Origin of the sequence: Thalassomonas sp. RHCl1 (genome assembly GCF_947387555.1) — a bacterium.
Taxonomy (GTDB): domain Bacteria; phylum Pseudomonadota; class Gammaproteobacteria; order Enterobacterales; family Alteromonadaceae; genus Thalassomonas.
In genome coordinates, this window is record NZ_CANDNZ010000019.1 from 50,033 (window position 1) to 70,939 (window position 20,907).

A 20,907-nucleotide genomic window follows, 5' to 3' on the forward strand; every position below is an offset into this window, starting at 1 on the left:
ATAAAGCGTGTATTAGCCATGGAGACGTAAACTCAACAAAGGTGGTTAGTATGTTTTTTTCACTTGATAAAAATACGTTGTTACTGATTAAAAATAATAAATTACTCTTTGCTATTGGTCTTATTTGTTTGCTCGGTTGCGCCTTGTTGCTTTTTGATACCAGTTCGGGGATGCATGGTAAAGCAAATAAGCTGGAATCCTATCAGGTGAAAGTGCCGATATTTGAAGATACCGGCGGAGGTACTGACAGGAGCTCCTACCTTATTCAGGGCCACAGCCTGGACGAAATAATGGCAATTGCTGCTAGGTTCCAACTTGATGTGACCCACAAACTAGGTTCGATCAATGCCCTGGCGGTGACCATGGATTTAGCTACTTATAAACAGTTGCAACAGCTGCCGGGTATTATCCGTATGCAGAAAAATACTAAAAATCTGAGTGTTACGGCTAAAGGTGACAGGAAAGGCGACGGCAAAGGTGACAGAAAAGGCGACGGCAAAGATGACAGGAAAGGCGACGGCAAAGGTGACAGGAAAGGCGACGGCAAAGATGACAGGAAAGGCGGCGGCAAAGATGACAGGAAAGGCGGCGGCAAAGATGACAGGAAAGGCGGCGGCAAAGGTGACAGGAAAGGTGGCGGCAAAGATGACAGGAAAGGCGACGGCAAAGATGACAGGAAAGGTGGCGGCAAAGATGACAGGAAAGGCGGCGGCAAAGGTGATGATGACGGAAACGTACATGCGATGTTTTTGGGGTCTTCAGAGGCTGAAAATATCGGTGGTGAGCCCTTTTTACTTTTTAGCGGTAACAGCAGCAGCTGGAAAGTGATTAACCGTGCCGGCGTCAGTTTTGCTTTAAGCTCGATAGAACTGGCCTGGCCGCTGGAAAACGGCTCTTTGATGCAGTTTAGTACCAGTAATGGCCTGCAGCTGGATACCTCTGCTTTAACTTTTGGCAGTGACAGCAGCCATATGTACCTGACTTTAACCCCGTCGATGCTGGGCAGTGATGCCTCCCTGGCTGCAAATCATAGTTTTACCTACGATTTGTCATTTCAACATGTACCTTCGAGTGCTTCCGCACAATATCAGTTTAAATTAACTTTTGCCGGAGACAGCTCGGTGAAAGAGTATATTGACGGTCAGGGGAGTTTGCTGCCAAACGATAACAGTGTTTACCGCGATACTTTTTATACCGGTATGGTCAATGCCGATATTTTACAGCAGCAAGGGATCACTGGGCTCGGGGTGACCGTGGCGGTGCTTGACACCGGCTTACGTGCAGATCCTGAATGGTCAATACAATATCTGGCACAAGGGGGCAATCGCATCAAAGCTTTTTATAATGCCATAGACGATACCCTGGTTGATACTGCTGCCTTTGATCTCAGTGATGCCGAGCAGGGCAATCTTTTGCAGGACGGGCATGGACACGGTACCCATGTCAGCTCTATTATCGCCCGGGCATTACCTGAGCTGGATATCAACACCGGTGAATTCACCGGTACTTATAACGGTATCGCACCTAATGTCAACCTGGTATCGGTGAAAGCACTTGACAGCAGTGGTCAGGGCACGTACGCCGATGTGATCCGCGGTATCGATTTTGTTATCGCCAATAAAGATCTGTACAACATCCGGGTGTTGAATATGTCGCTCAGTGCCGGGGTACAATCCCATTACTGGGATGATTTCCTTAATCAGGCGGTAATGCGCGCCTGGCAGGCGGGAATAGTCGTGGTTGCATCTGCCGGTAACAGCGGACCAGATGCCATGACCATAGGCGTACCGGGCAATGTACCTTATGTGGTGACTGTAGGGGCAGTGTCAGACAACTATTCTGTTACCGATAACAGTGATGATTTTCTTGCCACTTTTTCTGCCGCAGGACCGACTTATGAAGGCTTTGTTAAACCTGAGCTGGTTGCCCCCGGTGGCCATATACTCGGCTATATGCACCCGAGCGCCTACATACCGGGTAATTATCCCAGTTTTGCTGACGGCCAGGGCTGGTTTATGATGTCGGGCACTTCACAGGCGGCGGCGGTTGTGTCCGGTATTGCTGCCCTGGTGTTGGAGCAAGACCCGAGTTTAACTCCGGATGAGGTGAAATGTCGCTTGATCAGTGCCGGTAATCCGGCATTAAACGGCCAGGGGGATCTGGCGGTAAGCATTTTCCAGCAGGGCAGCGGATTAATTGATGCTTATGAGGCGGTTTATTCTTCGGCAACTGCTTGTGCCAATCAGGGACTGGATATTGATGCCGACCTTGCCGGTACCAGTCATTTTGGCGGCCGGGCCAACCAGGATGCCGATGGTAATTATTATATTGATGGTGTCGAAGGCAGTGGTTACTTATGGGCGGATGGCTATCTGTGGGCAGATGGTTATTTGTGGGTTGACGGGTATCTGTGGGTTGACGGTTACTTGTGGGCAGACGGTTATTTATGGGCTGACGGTTATTTATGGGCTGATGGCTATCTGTGGGTAGATGGTAATATTCAGGCCAGTGGCAGTATACAACCGAATGTTTGGGTAGGCCAAGAGTAAGCTTTCGTTTTTAATGGTTCGTGCAACTAAGGTGTCCCGGATTTAAAGGAGTAAATGAAAGCAGTAAAGTGCGGTAAATGTTAACGGAATTAATTTTCGGACTTATTTGGTTTTCTGATTTAGTTTTAAGCATGTGCCGTACTTTTCCCTCCCTTTGAGCTTTCTCCTGAAATAAGAAAGCTGACCCGCAATTTCCTTGCATGCCTTATTAAGTTTGTGCTCTGCTAATGAGTGACTGTTATTACATTCTATTAAGCGCAATTTTTTAAATGTCTAGAGTAAATTTTTGATTTTCATCCGCATTTATCTTGTTCGCCACATCTTTCACTGCACTCATCTGTTTCGTAATTCTTTTCGTAGTTTTTTTCGTTATTTTTTTCATTATTTTTTAAGCACCGGAGATACATTTCCTTGCGGCATTGCTTGATGGTATAAGTTCTTTAAAAACAGGTTGCTATGTGTTTTTTATGTTTCTGTAAGTAATTGGCGTAAAACCTGTATTACCTCCTTTAGATGTAAATAATTGAGGTCATCATTATGGAATTATTTGATAGCAGCAAACGGTTGATTTTTAATAGATCTGTTTTTAAGGCGGGCATGGGCGTTTTTTTGTTCACTATGTTGTTGTATATGCTGGCAATATATAATCAAAAGTCTCAGGAGGAAGGTGCTTTTTTACCGTCAGCAGCAACTGCTGAGCAGGCATCCTTTATCATTCAGGGGAGCAGTATGGCCGAACTGCTGACGATAGCTGAGAAATTGCAATTAGCTGTCAGCCATGAGCTGGTAATGATCAATAGTCTGGCTGCAGATCTCACTTATAGTCAGTTTATACAATTGAAACAGCTGCCGCAGGTCACCGCCTTAATCCGTAATGGCCAGGTGCGGGCGAGCGGAAAGGTCAAGGGAGGCGGCGAATATGCAGATGATAGTATTTCAGCTATGCAGGGATTTAGCGGGTTATCAGTGACAGCCACTGAGATAAGCGGCAATATCTCAGCTTATCTGAAAACAGAGCCTTTCCTGACGTTCATTCATAAAAAAATGGATTTAGGCGTACGTAATACCGGTAATGACAAATTAGAGATTGACCGTATTGAAATGCGCTGGCCGAAGAAAAATGGCCGCATGCTTAAATTTTCTGTATTAAACAGTCCTTTGACTAATGGCGTGGTCGAGCCGGGTGAACTCAGCGCCGATGGCTTATATTACACCAATGTGATCCCGGGGACGGCTTTAAAGAAACAAAAAGCGCTGCGAGCCGGCGTGGATAAATATTTTCAATGGACGTTTGAGCACAGGCCTGCGAATAACATGACCAAATATCAGGTTCGCTTTCACCTGAGTGATGGCAGCTATGGCCAATATACGTTTGGCGAAGGCATGATGTTACAGGGACGTGATCGGGATACTTTCTTTCCTACTGTAGTGGCTGCCGATAAGGTGCACCGTGAGGGGCTTACCGGTGCCGGTGTAACCATTGCGGTGATCGACAGCGGTTTATCCCGGGATAACAATTTGCAGTTTGATATCGGCGGTAATAACCGCCTGGCAGCGGTTTATGATGCGGTTGGTGATAAATTAACCGACACTGCTTTGTTGGATACGAACACGTTTAGCGCCCTTGTCCGTTCCGGTATTGTCGACGATGACGGCTTTGGTCACGGCGCCCATATCGCTTCGGTGATGGCCCATTCAAAGGAAGGCCTGGACATTGCCACAGGGGAGAGCAGTGGTTCATTTAATGGTATCGCCCCCAATGCCCGGCTGTTAGTGATCAAAGCCCTTGACGATAACGGTAACGGCAGTTATGCCGATGTGATCCGCGGTATCGAATTCATTATTAACAACAAAGATAAATATAATATCCGGGTACTCAACCTTTCTCTCAGTGCCCCGGTTAAATCCCATTACTGGCAAGATCCTTTAAACCAGGCGGTAATGCGCGCCTGGGCTGAAGGCATAGTGGTAGTGGCGTCTGCCGGTAATAATGGCCCGGATCCCATGTCGATCGGCGTGCCGGGCAATGTCCCTTATGTGATCACGGTCGGGGCGATGACAGATAGTTTCACGCCGACAGATACCAGCGATGACAAGCTGGCAAGTTTTTCATCATCAGGCCCTACCTATGAAGGTTTTGTCAAACCGGAAGTGATGGCCCCCGGAGGGCATATTCTCGGTAGCATGAATAAAAACTCCTATCTGGCAACCGCTCACCCTGAATATCATGATCTCAACCGGTGGTTCATGATGTCGGGCACTTCCCAGTCGGCGGCGGTTGTCTCGGGCAGTGTTGCCCTGATGTTGGAGCGCAATCCGGAGCTCACCCCGGATGATGTGAAATGCCGCTTGATGATGAGCGCTAATCCGGCACTTGATGAGCAAGGCCAGCTGGCAATCAGTATTTTTCAGCAAGGCAGCGGCTTAATTGATGTCTCTAAGGCGATAGATAACCTGGCCTTTGGCTGTGCCAACCAGGGGCTGGATATCAATGCGGATATTGCCGGAGAGCAGCATTTTGGCGGCAGGAGCCGTCAGGATGAAAATGGCGACTTTTATATTAGCGGCCTTGAGGGCACGGGCTATGTCTGGGCAGACGGTTATGTCTGGGCGGACGGTTATGTCTGGGCGGACGGTTATGTCTGGGCGGACGGTTATGTCTGGGCGGACGGTTATGTCTGGGCAGACGGTTATGTCTGGGCGGACGGTTATGTCTGGGCGGACGGTTATGTCTGGGCAGATAGTCAAATCTCTTCCAATATCTGGGTGTCACAGGAGTAACTTTTATGAAATTCATTTTACCTGAGTTTTTCTGCCGAAAACGCCGCTTTTCCCGGGGCAGTTGTTTATTTGCAAGCTTGTTAGCTGGTTTTGCTCTATTTTGCCTGTTGCAACCTGGGCAGGGAAAAGGGCTGATTCAAGAGCTCAATACTCAAGTGTCTAAGTTTGCTTCTTTGACGGTTACTGGAGCTGATAGTGCAGTAAAGAAAACACAGCGCTATCTGGTGCAGGGAAAAAGTGTCGATCGCATTACCCGTTTGCTCAGGGAAAGCGAGTTACCTGTGCTCAAAACCCTGGGCATTATTAATGCGGTTGGCACTGAGCTGACCGCGGCGCAAAAAAACAAGCTGGCGCAACTCAGTCCAGGATTGGTTTTTTATCAGGATCGGCTACTGGCTTTGGCGGGTAAAGGTAATGGTGGAGCATCAGTTTCCGGGGGCAGTTGCGAACTCGATTTTGATGTGTTCGACAGCTTTAGCAGTATCAGTTATGGTAATCATGATGGTGTTGATCGCTGGCAAAGCAAATGGTGGGAATGGGAGCCGGATAATAGCTATGGTGCCGACAATGGCCATATCCGTATTGATAACGGTGCTCTGGCATTTATCCCTAACCAGGGGGGCGGTTGGATCAGCCGTCAGGTAGCCTTGCCGAGAAACACCGAGTCTTTGATGTTAACCTTTGATTTTGTACTGGCGGGGCTGGCGGAGGATGAAGAGTTAACCGTACTGTTTAGCGCTGATAGTGTTAATTTTGATGAGCTTGATACCCTGACCCCGAAAAAGAGCGGCTTATCGGGGAAACGTACTTACCATGTCAGCCGCTATGCGGGTATTGGCGGCCAGTTACGTTTTGAGCTGGCATCTGAGCCGCAAAGCGCTGACCAGGGCTATTTTGCCATAGATAACGTGCACTTTTATAAAGATCCCGGCCATATGCCGGCTTATCTGACCATGCAAACCGGTGCCAATAAGTTGCATCAGCAGGGAATTACCGGGCAGGGCATTAATATTGCCATACTTGATACCGGTAGTTTTAGCAATGAAAGCATAGGCGGCCAAGGTGATAACAGGATCATCGATAGCTTAAATCTTTTAGGTGATGACAGAGAAGATGTGCAGGATCTACATGGGCATGGCAGTCATGTTGCCAGTGTTATCGCCAGCAGTTATGCCAGCTCTGAGTTTGATTTAACAAGCTGCACCGGCCAGGTCAATGCCCAGGGTATGGCGCCGGGAGCTGGCCTGGTTTTGGTGCGCGCCTTTGATGATTTAGGACAGGGCAGTTATATGGATGTTATTGCCGGTATTGATTATGTGGTCAATAATGCCGAGCAGCTTAATATCCGGGTATTGAATCTGTCATTTGGCGCACAGCCCCGCTCCCATTACTGGGATGACCCCTTGAACCAGGCTGTGATGAAGGCCTGGCAGGCGGGGATTGTGGTGGTGACCTCTGCCGGCAATACCGGTCCGGTACCGGGTTCTATCACGGTACCGGGAAATGTGCCCTATGTGATCACAGTAGGTGCTACCACCAATGCCTATACGCCTTATGATAACAGCGATGATCACCTGACATCCTTTTCGGCGTCGGGGCCGACGCTGGAAGCCTTTGTTAAGCCGGATCTCCTGGCGCCGGGGGGCCATTTGCTGGGGATGATGCACAGCAAATCAACCTTTGCCAGTGAGCACCCGGGTTTTAGTGACGGTAAAAAATTTTTTGTGATGTCGGGTACTTCACAGGCGGCTGCCGTTGTCAGTGGTGCTGCCGCGTTATTATTGCAAGCCGAGCCTGAACTTACCCCGGATGATGTTAAGTGCCGGTTGATGCATAGCGCCAAGCTGGCGGTGGCAGAGAATGGCTTATTGCGTTATTCGCCGTTTCAGCAGGGGGCGGGATTGGTGGATATTTACGCCGCCAGCCAGAGTGATATCTCCGGCTGTGCCAACCAGGGATTAGCTATTAATGCCGATCTTGACGGCAGGGAGCATTTTCAGGGGCCGGCGCTGATTGATGAAAACGGTCGCTTTGCCCTGCCTGCTCCGGATGGCAGCGTATGGAACGAAGGTTCGATGTGGAACGAAGGTTCGATGTGGAACGAAGGTTCGATGTGGAACGAAGGTTCGATGTGGAACGAAGGTTCGATGTGGAACGAAGGTTCGATATGGAACGATGGTTCGATGTGGAACGAAGGTTCGATGTGGAACGAAGGTTCGATATGGAACGATGGTTCGATATGGAACGAAGGTAGTATTTGGTATGAGGGATCTGTTTGGAATGAGGGCAGTATCTGGTATGAAAGTTCATTGTGGAACGAAGGCTCTATCTGGTATGAAGGCTCGTTTTGGAACGAAGGCTCAGTTTGGAATGAGAGCAGCTCCGGTGTTATGGGGGTTAACTCCTGGGTAGATCAGGAATAATTTCCTTAATCTTTCTTCATCAATTATTGGATGAGCCCCCGCTGATGAGCGGGGGCTCTATTGTTGATTTTCAGCGCTGTTAACAGTGCATGTTTTGTTTTCGTCGTATGTTTCAGTTCCATTTGTTTTCGCCACTTCTTTCGCCACTTCTTTCGCCACTTTTTTATGATTGGCTTGCTTGAGGGGTTATGCGTGATCTGAGCCTTAAAATTTCAATTCAAACAAAGGTGAATAGTCTTTTAAATCAAGTTGCTATCATTTTGCGCTAATAGCTTACTGTTATTGGCATAAAAAGTGTACAACCTTTGCTGATGAAAATTCAATGGAGGTGGAAGTATGAATTTTTCTTTGGTAAAGGCTACTTGGCTTATTGCGTTAAATGTGGTGATTAAGCATAGACTGACCAGCATTATCGGAGGGATAACTTTAATTGGCTTTGGCTTATTATTGTTTGATATCAGCAATGCCGGGGATGGAAGAAACGGGGAAGCGGAAAACCCGCCGACGGTGATAACTGATAATCAGCGGGTAGCAAATACCCGGCTACAGGCCTTTCCTGAGGTCCTATCCGAAAATACCCGCCATTCTTACCTGGTTCAGGGGCAAAATATGGAGAGCCTGATGGCGATAGCCGAGCAGTTTAATCTGGAGGTCAGCCACAAGCTTGAAGCGATTAATGCCCTGGCGGTGATGCTGGATGATGCGACCCGCAACAGGCTAAAGCAAACCCCGGGCATTATCCGTATTCAAAAAAACAGTAAAAGCCTGGCAATTACCAAAAATAATAACGGCAAAGGTGGAGGAAAAGGGGGCGGCAAGGGTGGAGGTAAGACTATTCCGACCCTTAATACCCCGGTATCGAATTATATTGATGCCGAGCCTTTTTTAACTTTTGATGCTAACTATACCCGCTGGAAACTGGTTAACCGGGCAAATAGTAATTTTGCTTTAAGCACGATCGAACTGGCCTGGCCCATAGTTAATGGTCCTTTGGCCCAGTTTACCGTGAACAACTCTGGCAGTGTGGATACCCGCAATTTAACTGCCACCAGCGACGGTGTGTATATGTACCTGACCTTAACCCCACAAATGTTGGGGGGGGACGCTGATTTGAGAAAAAATAAGATCACCGAATACGGCCTGGTGTTTACCCATGAACCGGCAACGGATGCCGGCTTATACCAGATCAAGTTAACTTTTGCCCTGGATGACTCCACCAAAGCGTTTGTCGAGGGTCAGGGCAGCTTGATCCAAAGCCTCAACGATGCCTACCGGGACAGTTTTTATCCTGCCATGGTTAAGGCCGATATTTTACATGAACAGGGGATCACCGGTGATGGCGTAACCGTTGCCGTGCTTGATTCTGGCCTGCGGGGGGATTTCGACTGGTCGATGCAATATAAGGTTAACGGCGGTAACCGCATCAAGGCTTTTTATAATGCCATCAGTGATACCTTAGTTGATACTCACGTCTTTGATAAATTTGATGCCGAGCGCCACGGTTACCTGGAGGACGGCAACGGTCACGGCAGCCATATCAGCTCAATAATCGTGCGCTCCCTGCCTAAAGTAGATGCCATGACCGGTGATTATGAAAACAGTTATAACGGCATTGCCCCCAATGCCAACCTGGTGGCGGTAAAAGCCCTGGATACCAATGGCCAGGGCACTTATGCCGATGTGATCCGCGGCATAGATTTTGTGATCGCCAACAAGGAAAAATACAATATCCGTATTTTAAACCTGTCATTAAGTACTTCAGTCCAGTCCCATTACTGGGATGACTTATTAAACCAGGCGGTGATGAAAGCCTGGCAGGCGGGTATCTTTGTTGTAGCCTCCGCCGGTAATACCGGCCCCGATGCCATGACTATAGGGGTGCCGGGTAATGTACCTTATGTGATGACGGTTGGTGCGGTATCGGATAATTATTCGGTGACCAATAGCAGCGATGACTTTCTGGCCCGTTTTTCTGCTGCCGGTCCGACCTATGAAGGGTTTGTCAAACCTGAGCTGGTGGCACCCGGCGGTCATATTCTCGGCTTTATGCCCAGTGATGCCAAGCTGGCACAGGATCATCCCGAATTCTTTGACGGTATCGGCTGGTTTATGATGTCCGGCACTTCCCAGGCGGCGGCGATAGTTTCCGGTATTGCCGCACTGGTACTCGAGCAAGATGTCAACTTATCTCCCGATGAGCTCAAATGCCGACTGCTCAGTGCCGGCCAGCCTGCGCTCAATGAGCAGGGCCAGCTGGCGGTCAGTATCTTCCAGCAGGGGAGTGGCTTAATTGATGCCTACCGGGCGGTTTATTCTTCTGCCGCCGGCTGTGCCAACCAGGGATTGGATGTTGATGCCGACCTGGCCGGAACCAGCCATTTTGGCGGCCGGGCCAACCAGGATGAAAACGGCCAATATTATATCAGCGGCCTCGAAGGCAGCGGTTATCTCTGGCAAGACGGTTATTTGTGGGTAGACGGTTACCTGTGGACGGATGGTTATTTATGGGCGGACGGTTATTTATGGGCGGACGGCTATTTATGGGCGGACGGTTATTTATGGGCGGACGGTTATTTATGGGTGGATAGTCATTCGACAATGGCCGATAAAATCGAAGCGAATGTTTGGGTGTCTCAGGAGTAAAGGCTGAAATCATCTGTGCGTTAGCTGTGACTGATGCTTGTCGTCAGTGATGACACCAGTGCTTTTATATTGTAAAAGCAGCTACATTTTTTGGGAGCAACAGACCTTAAGGGCTGTTGCTCCTTTTTTGGCCTTTTTCCGCTTGAGTGGCTTATTTGTCAGGATTTCTTCCCTTTGGGGATATAGCAAGTGCTGGAAATAGCAAACAAAGTGTTAAATAAAATTTATTGGCGCCAGTAAAACGCAAAATCTCTACATCTGCACTACACTCTTGTTAGCAGACGAATAATAAACTTTTTCATGCGAATCAATCTTTAATCACGTACTAATTATCGTTAAATAACGGACTATGACACATAGAATTTATATCATTGAAGATGAAGCAATAGTTGCACATGATTTAAAGGTCAACCTTGAATCTCTCGGTTTTCAAGTACTTGGTGTTGCCCACGATAGTCTCAAAGCGCTGCAGGAGATCCCTGTGGTCAAACCGGATATTGTCTTGTCTGATATCCGGCTGCGTGACGGCTGCGATGGCATCGAAATTTTGCGTGAGCTCAATAAAGTCATGTCGGTGGCGGTGATTTTTATTTCCGCTTATTCCGATAAAGAAACCCTAAGAAGAGTCAAGGAAATCAATCCCCAGGGTTATATTCTTAAACCCATTAATCGTCGGGAGCTGGAAATTGCCATCGACCTGGCGGTGGATGAATTTGCCAGGCAGCAGAAACTCCTTAATAATCAGTACATTCTAAAAACAGCTTTGAGCTGTATCGGTGACTGTATCTTATTAACCGATATTAACGGTTTTATCGACGGTATCAACTCCAATGCCTGCCAACTGCTGACCTTTGAAAGCGCCAATGTCATCCTGAAACCCTGGCATACCGCACTGGTCTGTACCACCCCTGAATCTAAACTGCGTCTGACTCGTTTGATTGAAAATACCGTCAGGACCCAGTCGGTCAGCAGGATCTTACCGGTTGAAATTGAAGTTAAAAATGGCATTTCCCTGGTAGACGGTATCGTCGGCCCCATTATCAATGAACAACAAGAGTGCACCGGGGCATCCATTATGCTCAGGTGCCTGGCGGATTTGTCGGACTTTAAAATGCCTGAATATAAAAACCGGGTATCTGACCGCCAGAGGGAAGAGAAAAGCCAGGCCTGTTTATTATTGATCAACCCGGATAATTTTGACTGGGTCAATGAGAAATGGGGCGAGAAGGTCGGGGATGTCATCATCGGTGAAATCAGCGAGGTGATCAATAAAGAAATCCGGGTGATAGATCTGGCTACCCGTTATGGCGGCGCAGTATTTAGCACGACTTTACCCAATACCTGCCTGCAGGGGGGCATGGTGGTGGCCAGGCGTATTCATGAGCGCTTGAATAATCACAGGTATTATAGCGACAAGGTGTCGCTGACCTTCAGCATAGGTATTGCTGAATTAGAGCAAGGTAATGATGCCAGCGGCATTAATTTACCGATCACCCTGTTCAGACATGCTACCTGGGCGTTAAATACCGCCCATGAAGCCGGGGGGGATTGTATTCGTTGCTGGGAGGAAGACAAACAGCATCATTTTCTCGCTGATATTGACCGTATGAGCGGTAAGTTTTCCCCTGATATCAATAATGACATTAAGGGCTTGATGTTGTTGTGGAATTCGGTAAATACCGTTGTCCACTGTACTGATATCCACTCCTTATCCGAAGGCATAGTCAGCAATTTGATGCAGTCTCTGCAGCTTGTCGCCGGCGCCTTCTGGTTGAAACTCGATAATGAACCGGTGGAGTTGATTGTCAAGGATATCAATACCGAGTTATATCCCCTTGATCCAGAAGACTTTAGTTTTAAACTTACCCCGCAAATCAATGAGCTGGCCTTTAGCGGCGAAACGAAACTTTTTTCCGTCGACAGCGACAACCCGGAGCATATCTGCTGTTATGGATTGCCGCTCAGCGTCGAGCACAGGGGGTTGGGTTTGTTGCTGTTATACCGCAAGAGCGGGCATCTGTTGGATAAAAAACAGATTTCGGCGCTGGAGACTTTGTCGGGTTATTTAGGGGTCGCCGTTGACCGGGTGATTTTAGCCTCGAAAGAGCAGTTGCGTATTCAAAAAGAATTACAGGGATTTGAAGAAAATGTACTCGACAGCGAGTTGATATTCGAGTCTACAATCATGGAGTCCTTAATGCAGGAGGTCAGGACGCTGGCGCCTACCGATGCACCTGTGATGATTTCCGGCGAATCGGGCACAGGCAAAGAGTTGCTGGCGCGCATGATACACAAGGTCAGTTTACGCAAACATAAGCCTTATGTGGTGGTGGACTGTGGGGCGATAGTACCGAGTTTGATTGCCAGTGAGCTCTTTGGCCACAAAAAGGGGTCATTTACCAACGCCAATGAATCCCATTTAGGAAAATTTAAAGAAGCGGATACCGGTACGCTGTTTTTAGATGAAATCGGTGAATTGCCGTTGGAGCTGCAAATTCACTTGCTGCGTTTTGCCCAGGAAGGCACTTTTTCTCCGGTGGGCAGCAACCAGGTGGAAACGGTGGATGTCCGCCTGATTGTCGCCACCAACCGGGATTTAGCCACCGAAGTAGAAAAAGGGCGTTTTCGTAAGGATTTGTTCTACCGTCTTAATGTTTTTTCACTGCACAGTCCTAATTTACGGCAAAGGGCGATGGATATTATGCCGATAGCCGAGCATTACCTGCGTCAGTTCAACCAGCATTATAACAAAGAAATTAAAGGTTTTACCGAAACGGCAAGCCGGGCGATGCGCCAGCACGACTGGCCGGGCAATGTCCGCGAGCTTAGAAACCAGTTGATGCGGGCGGTGATTATTTGCAACAGCCCTTATATCGATGCCACCCATCTGACGCTGCGGGAGCCGAGTCATCGCTGGGAATGTTCTTTTAATGACAATGCCGAGGGAGGAAGCGGACAGTCAGCAGTAAGCAATATGGCAGATTTTTCTGCTGCTGAAGCACAGGGACATAAAGTCGCCGATATCGGCGTACAGCCACAGGATAAAATGGTGCAGGCACTGACCTCTTGCATCAATATTTTAAAAGACAGTGATGCTATTTTTGAATGCGGTAAATGGCTTGAAGCGGAAGTGATCCGCTTAGCCAAGGTACAAGGTAAAGGCAATATCAGTAAGTCAGCCCGTATCCTGGGGTTACCGGAAGCCACTTTACGGCGCCGTATCGAGGCCTTATCCCAAAGTGCCTTGCCGCCGGTTTTGCAGGTTCAGGAGTTTTTGTTGGTGGAGGCGTTAACCGACTGGCTTGAACTGCCGCCAACGCCCGGCATCAACCGCCTGCAACAGTTAAGGCAAATATTAAGCCGCTTGGCGGAGCAGGGGGGGATGAACCGGCAGGATATTGCAACCTTTGTCGGGGTTTCCGCCCCGACCTTGCGCAAGATATTAGCCAGTTGAGGTTCGGTTATGCTGGCTTAAGGGTGGTGATAATTTGTTATTTGTTGATGTACCAGGCTGAAGTAAAAGTATTAAGGATGTGAATATTCGTTATGATCATGATTAATTTAACAATACCTGCGCTATTGAATTTTAATAAATGGTTACCGGCAGCCAGCCGTATTTGCCTGGGACTGGCGCTGTTGTGTTTGCTGTTTCCCGTCTGGGGGTCGGAAATTGCTCAAAACGTGAGATTCAGACACTTAACCGTGAATGACGGTTTATCGCAAGATTCCGTTTACCAGATATTGCAGGATAATTATGGGTTTGTCTGGTTTGCCACTTCGGAAGGCCTTAACCGTTATGACGGTAATGAATTTGTGACTTATTTGCATGATCCGAAAAAAGAGCAGAGCCTGAGTAAAGACTGGATCTGGTCGTTGCTGGAAAGTTCCGACGGCAGGTTATGGGTGGGCACCGATGGCGGCGGCTTAAACCTGCTCAATAAAGATGGCCGCAGCTTTACCCATTTTAAGCATGATCCCGGGGACGAAAACAGTATTTCCGGCAATATTGTTCGCGCCATTATTGAGGATAATGCCTCAGACTTATGGCTGGGCACGGACTCGGGATTGAACCGCTACAACATGGAGACCGGGAAATTCGAGCGTTTTGTTGCCGATGATAATAACCCTATGTCGCTGAGCAGCAATAAGATCCGCGCCGTACTTCAGGAGCAACACGGGACCTTGTGGATCGGCACCGATGGCGGCGGCTTGAATCAAATGGATATCGGCAGGAAAACCGTGCGCCATTTTCGCCATGATCCCCAGGATGAAAACTCTATCAGCAGTGACCGGATCCGTACCATGTTTGAATCTATGGATGGCATGTTGTGGATAGGCACTTATGATCAGGGGCTTAACCGTTACAATCCCAGAACCGGGTTTGTCAAACGCTATCATGTCGATTCCGGGCACGGCCTGACCAGCAATTTGATCCGCGATATTATGCAGGATCACCGCGGGGTATTATGGTTTGCCACAGATAACGGCTTATTCGAATATCGCAGTGAAAGCGATACTTTCCTCGGTTATTACAAGGAAGCCTCAAATACCAACAGCCTGACGGATGACCGGGTGATCAGTTTGTTTCAGGACGAAGGTAAAGTGCTTTGGGTGGGCACCCATGCCGGCATTAATTTATGGAATTACCAGACTACCTCGTTTGAATTGTTTCGCCAGTCAGGCAATAATCTTGAGGGACTGCGCTCAAATACCGTATTAACCTTTACCCAGTCCGATGACGACACCATTTGGGTCGGCACTTATGCCGGGCTGGAAAAATATTCGCAGCAAAGTGGCAAGTTCCAGCATTACGGTAAAGAAAATGGCCTGGTGGATGAAAGAATAACCGCGTTAACGGCGGAAAATAATCACTTATGGATAGGTACTTTTGCCTCGGGGTTAATGAGGATGGACTTAACCACAGGGGAACTGAAGCATTATCCGCCGGACGATGCCAGGGATAACTGGCTGAAAAAAGGGGGCATTACCCGGTTATCTGTGGATAACGAAGGGGATTTATGGATCGCCAGCTATGGCGGCGGCTTATTTCGTTATAATAAGGCCAGCGATGACTTTACTGTTTTTCGTCACCGTGAAGGGGATGCCAATAGTCTTGCCAATAACAAGGTGGTTTATGTGCTCACCAGCCGAAACGGCACCATTTGGGTCAGCCTGTTTGGCGGTGGCATCGCCAAGCTGAACCCTAAAACCGGTCACTTTATCCACTATCAGCACGACCCGTCAAATCCCGACTCTATCAGCAGCAATGAGAACTGGACCATGATGGAGGATAAACAGGGCAATTTATGGATCGGCTCCCAGGGCAATGGAGTCAATAAATTAACCAGCGCGGAAAGCAAAAAGCAACAAGCGGTATTTAGCCATATTTCCCGGGTCGACGGCCTTAAAAGCAATGCCATTTACGGTATCCTGGAAGACTCCAAAGGGGATATCTGGTTTAGTTCCAACCGGGGTATCACTAAATTTTCCCCGCAAAGCAATCTTTTACAGCATTACGGCCCGCATCACGGCCTGCAGTCCTTTGAATTTAATTCCGGGGCACACTTTAAGGCCCGCTCAGGCAAGATGTTTTTTGGCGGCTCCAACGGCTTTAATGCCTTTTATCCCACCGAAATTCTCAGAAATCAGCACCCGCCTAAGGTGGCCCTGACCAAGATTATTAAGATCAACAGTCCTTTGCTGGGGGAGGTGGCGACCCACTTACTTGAATCTCTTACCTTAAACGCCCATGAGTACTCGGTCAGTTTTGAATTTGCCGCACTGGATTTTGCCGTGGTGGAAGATAACCGCTACCGCTATAAGCTTGAAGGTTATGATAATGACTGGATTAACCCGGATAAGGTGCACCGCGCCACTTATACCAATTTACCCAGCGGCCAGTACAGTTTTAAGGTAGAAGCCGCCAATAACGACGGGGTCTGGAATCAGGATGCGATGCAGTTAAAAGTGACGGTTTTACCGCCCTGGTATCGGACGAAAATCGCCTATTTAGGTTATTTTGTCCTGTTTATGCTGTTTTTAAGCCTGCTTTATCTGATGCACCTGCACAGGCTGAAAAAAGAAGCCATTAACAGCCGAGAGCTTAAACTTAAAGTCGAAGAAAAAACCCAGGAATTGCGAAAAAGAAGCAGCCAGCTTGAAGAAAGGAACGAAGAGCTTAAAAGCGCCAATAAACAATTGGCGGAAGTGTGTATTACCGACATAGGGACCGGGCTGCATAATCGCAGGTTTGTGGTTGATTATATGAGTAAAATCGCCAAAAACCTCGAGCGGCGCCTGGAAAAGATGACCCTGACGGAAACGATTGCCAAAAACCGGCCGATATTCTTTGTGGTTTTTGAAATAGATGACTTTTTCCAGATCAATGAGGCCCATGGTTATGGTACCGGTGATGCGGTGATGTTGTCCATCTCCCGGCAAGTGTCTAAAAAATGCCGCCAGGGGGACGTGTTAGCCCGCTGGGGAGAAGGATCCTTTCTGGTGGCGGGGGAGACCGACGACATTGAGGCGATATTGTTATTGGCCAAACGCCTGATCAGCACGATCGAGAGCCATAACATAGTGTTAAAGGCCGAATCTATTTCGGTGACGGCATCGGCGGGGATCAGTTATTTTCCATTCTCCATCACCCAGCCAAGTCTGTTTACCTGGGAGCAGGTGGTTTCGATTGCCGAAAGCGCCATTAAACTGGCCCGGGAGAAGGGAGACGGCACCTGGTCCTGTATCCGGGCGGGACAACTGGGCTTAAGCCGGGGAGATTATAGAAAAATACTTTCCGAGCCCCAAAATATGGCAGAAAAGGAAGTTATTTCCCTACTCTATGATGTTCAGGCCGCGGACGATTTATTAATCACAGATACAAGAAATAACAAATGAACAAGTTAATCTTCTGCTTCTTATTCTTGTTGGGCCTGAGCCTTAGTGTAGCAGCCAATGAGAACCCGGTATTTTCCCAGCTGCTTTCACAAGATGGCTTAAGCCAGGATTCGATCACTGCGGTTACCCAGGATAAATACGGTTTTATCTGGATAGGCACCCAGGAGGGCTTAAATCGCTGGGACGGACGTAAGGTGGAGCAATTTCTTAATAATCCCGGGGATCCAAGCAGCATATCCAACGATTATATTAGTGATTTGCTTGATGATAAAGCCGGTACCTTATGGGTAGCGACCTTAGGCGGCGGATTAAATATCTATGATAAATACCGGCAAAGCTTTCGCCGTTTCCAGGGCTTTGACGGCCAGGAGCCGCTGGAACTGGTTAATGTCAAGGTATTACACCAAAGTGAAGACGGTATTATCTGGGTGGGCACAGAGTCTTCAGGCCTTTATCTGCTTGATTTAGCTAAGCAAAAAGTCCGTCATCTTAACCGTCTTGATAATGCCAATAGCCTGTCTTCCAATAATATCCGGGATATAAAATCCGATCAACAGGGGCGGATTTGGATTGCCACCGAAAATGGCGGCGTTAATATGTGGGACAGTAAAAATGATCGTTTTGTCCATTATCGCCATCAGGAGCAAAGCCGGGTTTCGCTGCCGTCGGATAAAATACTCACCCTTGAACCTATGCAGGACGGTACTGTTTGGGTAGGTACCTATGATGCCGGTCTTGCGATTATCAACCCCCATCAACGCACGGTAACCCAGCACAAGCACCAGGAGCAGAATTTTTATAGCCTGGCGGATAACCGGGTACGGACGATTTTCCAGGACTCGGACGGGCGTATCTGGGTGGGAACCGATTCTGGTTTGAATTTATGGAACAGCGACTTTCGCGGCTTTTTGCGTTTTAATCATGAAATGGCTTCACGCTATTCCCTCAGCGACAATAGGGTTACGACCATAGTTCAGGATAAAGGCGGGGTGATCTGGGTGGGGACCTTCGCCGGTTTGAACAAATGGAATGCCAGGTTGGGCTCGATAGAGCATGTCAAAAAAATTGATAAGGCGCCGTCAAGCTTAAGTTCGAATATCATCACTTCTATTGCCGATGCTCCTGGTGGCGTGGTGTGGATCGGTACCTGGGGAGGCGGCCTGAATCATTATGATACCCGCACGAAAATGTTTGAGCATTATATGCCTTCAGAAAAGCCCGGCTCGCTCAGCGATGCCAGGGTAATGTCCTTATTAGTGGACTCGCAAAAGCGGTTATGGGTGGGCACCATGCGCGGCGGTCTCAATGTCAAAGCGCCCAATGAAACAGGCTTTACTATATACCGTCATAATACCGATGATCCTGCCTCTATCAGCCATAACGGCATTACCCGGTTATTTGAAGATTCGCAAAAAAATATCTGGGCGGCAACTTTTGGTGGTGGGGTAAATCTTTACCGGCAAGGAAAGTTCCAACGTTTCCAGCATGATGAGAGTGATCCCGACTCCCTCGGCAGCGACCGTGTCATCGGCATCTCCGAGGGACCCGACGGCATTATCTGGTTTGCCACCGATGGCGGCGGCGTTGCCTATTATTCTTTGGCAGAGAAAAAAATGCGCCGCCTGGCATTGACGCTGGCGGAGACGGCAGACGGCAACGTTAACTCCTTTATTTCGATATTGGCAACCAATGACTCTTTGTGGCTGGGCAGTAAAGATCAGGGACTGCTTAAGGTTGAGCTGAACATGAAAGATTTCAGTGTGGTTAATGTCACCCACTTCAACCGCCAGAACGATCTTAACAGTAACGTGATTTTTGGGCTTTTAGAAGATGACTCCGGCATGATCTGGTTATCTTCCAATAAAGGCTTGAGCGCCATGGCTCCGGAAACCGGGAAAATCAGGAATTTTGGCCTCAACCACGGCTTGCAGGGGAATGAATTTAACAGTGGCGCCTATCATAAAGCCAACGACGGCACCCTGTATTTTGGCGGCAATAACGGTTTCAACCGTTTTAATCCCAGGCATTTGCTGCTCAGCGTTAACCAGCACCGGCCGGATATTGTCCTGACCCAGTTTAATGTCTTGAATAAACCTAAGGAGCTCTCCCAGGCCCTGGTGGATGTTAAAGCGATAGAGCTGGATTATTTTGAAAATTTTGTGTCTTTTGAATTTGCCAGTCTGGATTTCACCCAGCCGCAAAAGAATAAATTTCAGTTCCGTTTGCTTGGGTTGCAGGAGCAATGGTCGGTACCCAGCAGACGTAACCAGGCCAATTATACCAATTTGATCCCCGGCAATTATACCTTTGAAGTGAAGGGCTCTAACAATGCCGGTATCTGGAGTGAGCCGCTGATGATAAACCTGACGGTAAAATCGCCTCCGTGGCGCAGTACCGCGGCTTATATGTTTTATTCCCTGCTGGTGGTGCTTTTTAGCATCCTGACCTTTTATCTGATGAAAAAAAGCGCCAATAAGCAGGTGGAAGCAAGCTTTAACCAAAAACTGCGCATGTATCTCTATTGCCTGGATGAAGCCTCGGACGGGGTGGCAATCATTAATCTTGAAGGTAATTATCTTTATCAAAACCAGTCTTTTAAAGGGTTGCTCGGCTGTGAGCCGGTATCCGGCCATCAGGAAGCAGTGCAGGAGACCGGCATGGATCACTCTTTGTTAACCCATGTGAAAAAAGGCGCCCAGGCGTTATCTGCGGTACTTGAACACGGCCAGTGGCAGGGGTTATGCGAACATTTTAAAGGGCATGAAAAAGTCATTGTCGACTTAGGCCTGACTAAGGTGGTGTCTAATGAAGGCAACTCCGAGCATATTATTGCCGTGGCTCATGATGTTACTGAAATCAAGCACTCGGAAGATGAGCTCAAGCGTTATCGTGACCGGCTTGAGGCTTTGGTACATAAACGTACCCTGGAGCTTGAACAGGAAATTACCAAACAGCAGGATGCCGAGCATCAGCTGACCTTGTCGCTGCAGGAAAAAAATGTGCTGTTAAAAGAAATTCACCACAGGGTAAAAAACAATATGCAGGTGATTTCCAGCCTGTTGAATATGCAGTCTATTGCCAATAACAACCCCGAGTTTTCTGAGCTGCTGGCGGAAAGCCAGAACCGTATACGTTCGATGTCCTTGATTCATGAAAGCCTGTACCAGTCGGAAAACTTTTTGGAAATTGACTTCAACGATTATATTCATTTGCTTGCCGGTACCTTAAGCCGGGTGTACAGCTCAAATACTTACGGCATCGATATCTGTATCGACGCCGAAGATGTCTATCTCGATATTGATACGGCAGTGCCTTGTGGTTTGATCATCAATGAACTTGTTTCCAATGCCTATAAGCATGCCTTTAAAGGTTTTGAAGGGCAGGCGGTGGTCCTGATCGAAATGAAACCGGATGATGAACACTATATTTTAAAAGTGAAGGACAATGGCGTCGGCTTTGCCGAAGGGGTCGATTTTCGCAAGACCTCATCCCTGGGGATGGAAATTGTTTGTATTCTAACCGAACAGATAAAAGGCAAAATCGACCTGATCAAGGGAGATGGTTCTACTTTTGTTATCGAGTTTCCTAAAAAAGAAATTGAGAAGGGCTAAGCA

General features: G+C 48.1%; 7 protein-coding genes. All 7 read left to right on the plus strand.

Annotated elements, in window-relative coordinates; genetic code table 11:
- Positions 1-50: 50 nt before the first annotated feature.
- The 7 genes from QL234_RS29130 to QL234_RS29160 all read left to right on the plus strand — a co-directional run bounded on the left by QL234_RS29130 (position 51) and on the right by QL234_RS29160 (position 20,904).
- Positions 51-2,549, plus strand: coding sequence for a S8 family peptidase (locus tag QL234_RS29130; RefSeq protein ID WP_281561249.1), 2,499 nt, complete (start codon positions 51-53; stop codon positions 2,547-2,549).
- 537 nt (positions 2,550-3,086) lie between these two features.
- On the plus strand, positions 3,087-5,330 hold the full coding sequence (locus QL234_RS29135) for a S8 family peptidase (protein ID WP_281561250.1): 2,244 nt from the start codon (positions 3,087-3,089) through the stop codon (positions 5,328-5,330).
- Positions 5,331-5,335: 5 nt separating this feature from the next.
- Positions 5,336-7,753 carry a S8 family serine peptidase gene (locus QL234_RS29140; protein ID WP_281561251.1) on the plus strand — a complete coding sequence of 806 codons (2,418 nt, stop codon included), beginning with the start codon at positions 5,336-5,338 and terminating at the stop codon, positions 7,751-7,753.
- Positions 7,754-8,089: 336 nt separating this feature from the next.
- Positions 8,090-10,396, plus strand: a complete 2,307-nt coding sequence (locus QL234_RS29145) for a S8 family peptidase (protein WP_281561252.1) — start codon at positions 8,090-8,092, stop codon at positions 10,394-10,396.
- 349 nt (positions 10,397-10,745) lie between these two features.
- Positions 10,746-13,850 carry a sigma 54-interacting transcriptional regulator gene (locus QL234_RS29150; protein ID WP_281561253.1) on the plus strand — a complete coding sequence of 1,035 codons (3,105 nt, stop codon included), beginning with the start codon at positions 10,746-10,748 and terminating at the stop codon, positions 13,848-13,850.
- Between the two features lie 98 nt (positions 13,851-13,948).
- Complete coding sequence (locus QL234_RS29155; protein WP_281561254.1) at positions 13,949-17,293, plus strand: two-component regulator propeller domain-containing protein; 3,345 nt, start codon at positions 13,949-13,951, stop codon at positions 17,291-17,293.
- A complete protein-coding gene (locus QL234_RS29160) occupies positions 17,290-20,904 on the plus strand; it encodes a two-component regulator propeller domain-containing protein (RefSeq protein WP_281561255.1) in 3,615 nt (1,204 codons plus the stop codon). Before QL234_RS29155 ends, QL234_RS29160 begins: the two co-directional genes overlap by 4 nt.
- Positions 20,905-20,907 lie beyond the last annotated feature (3 nt).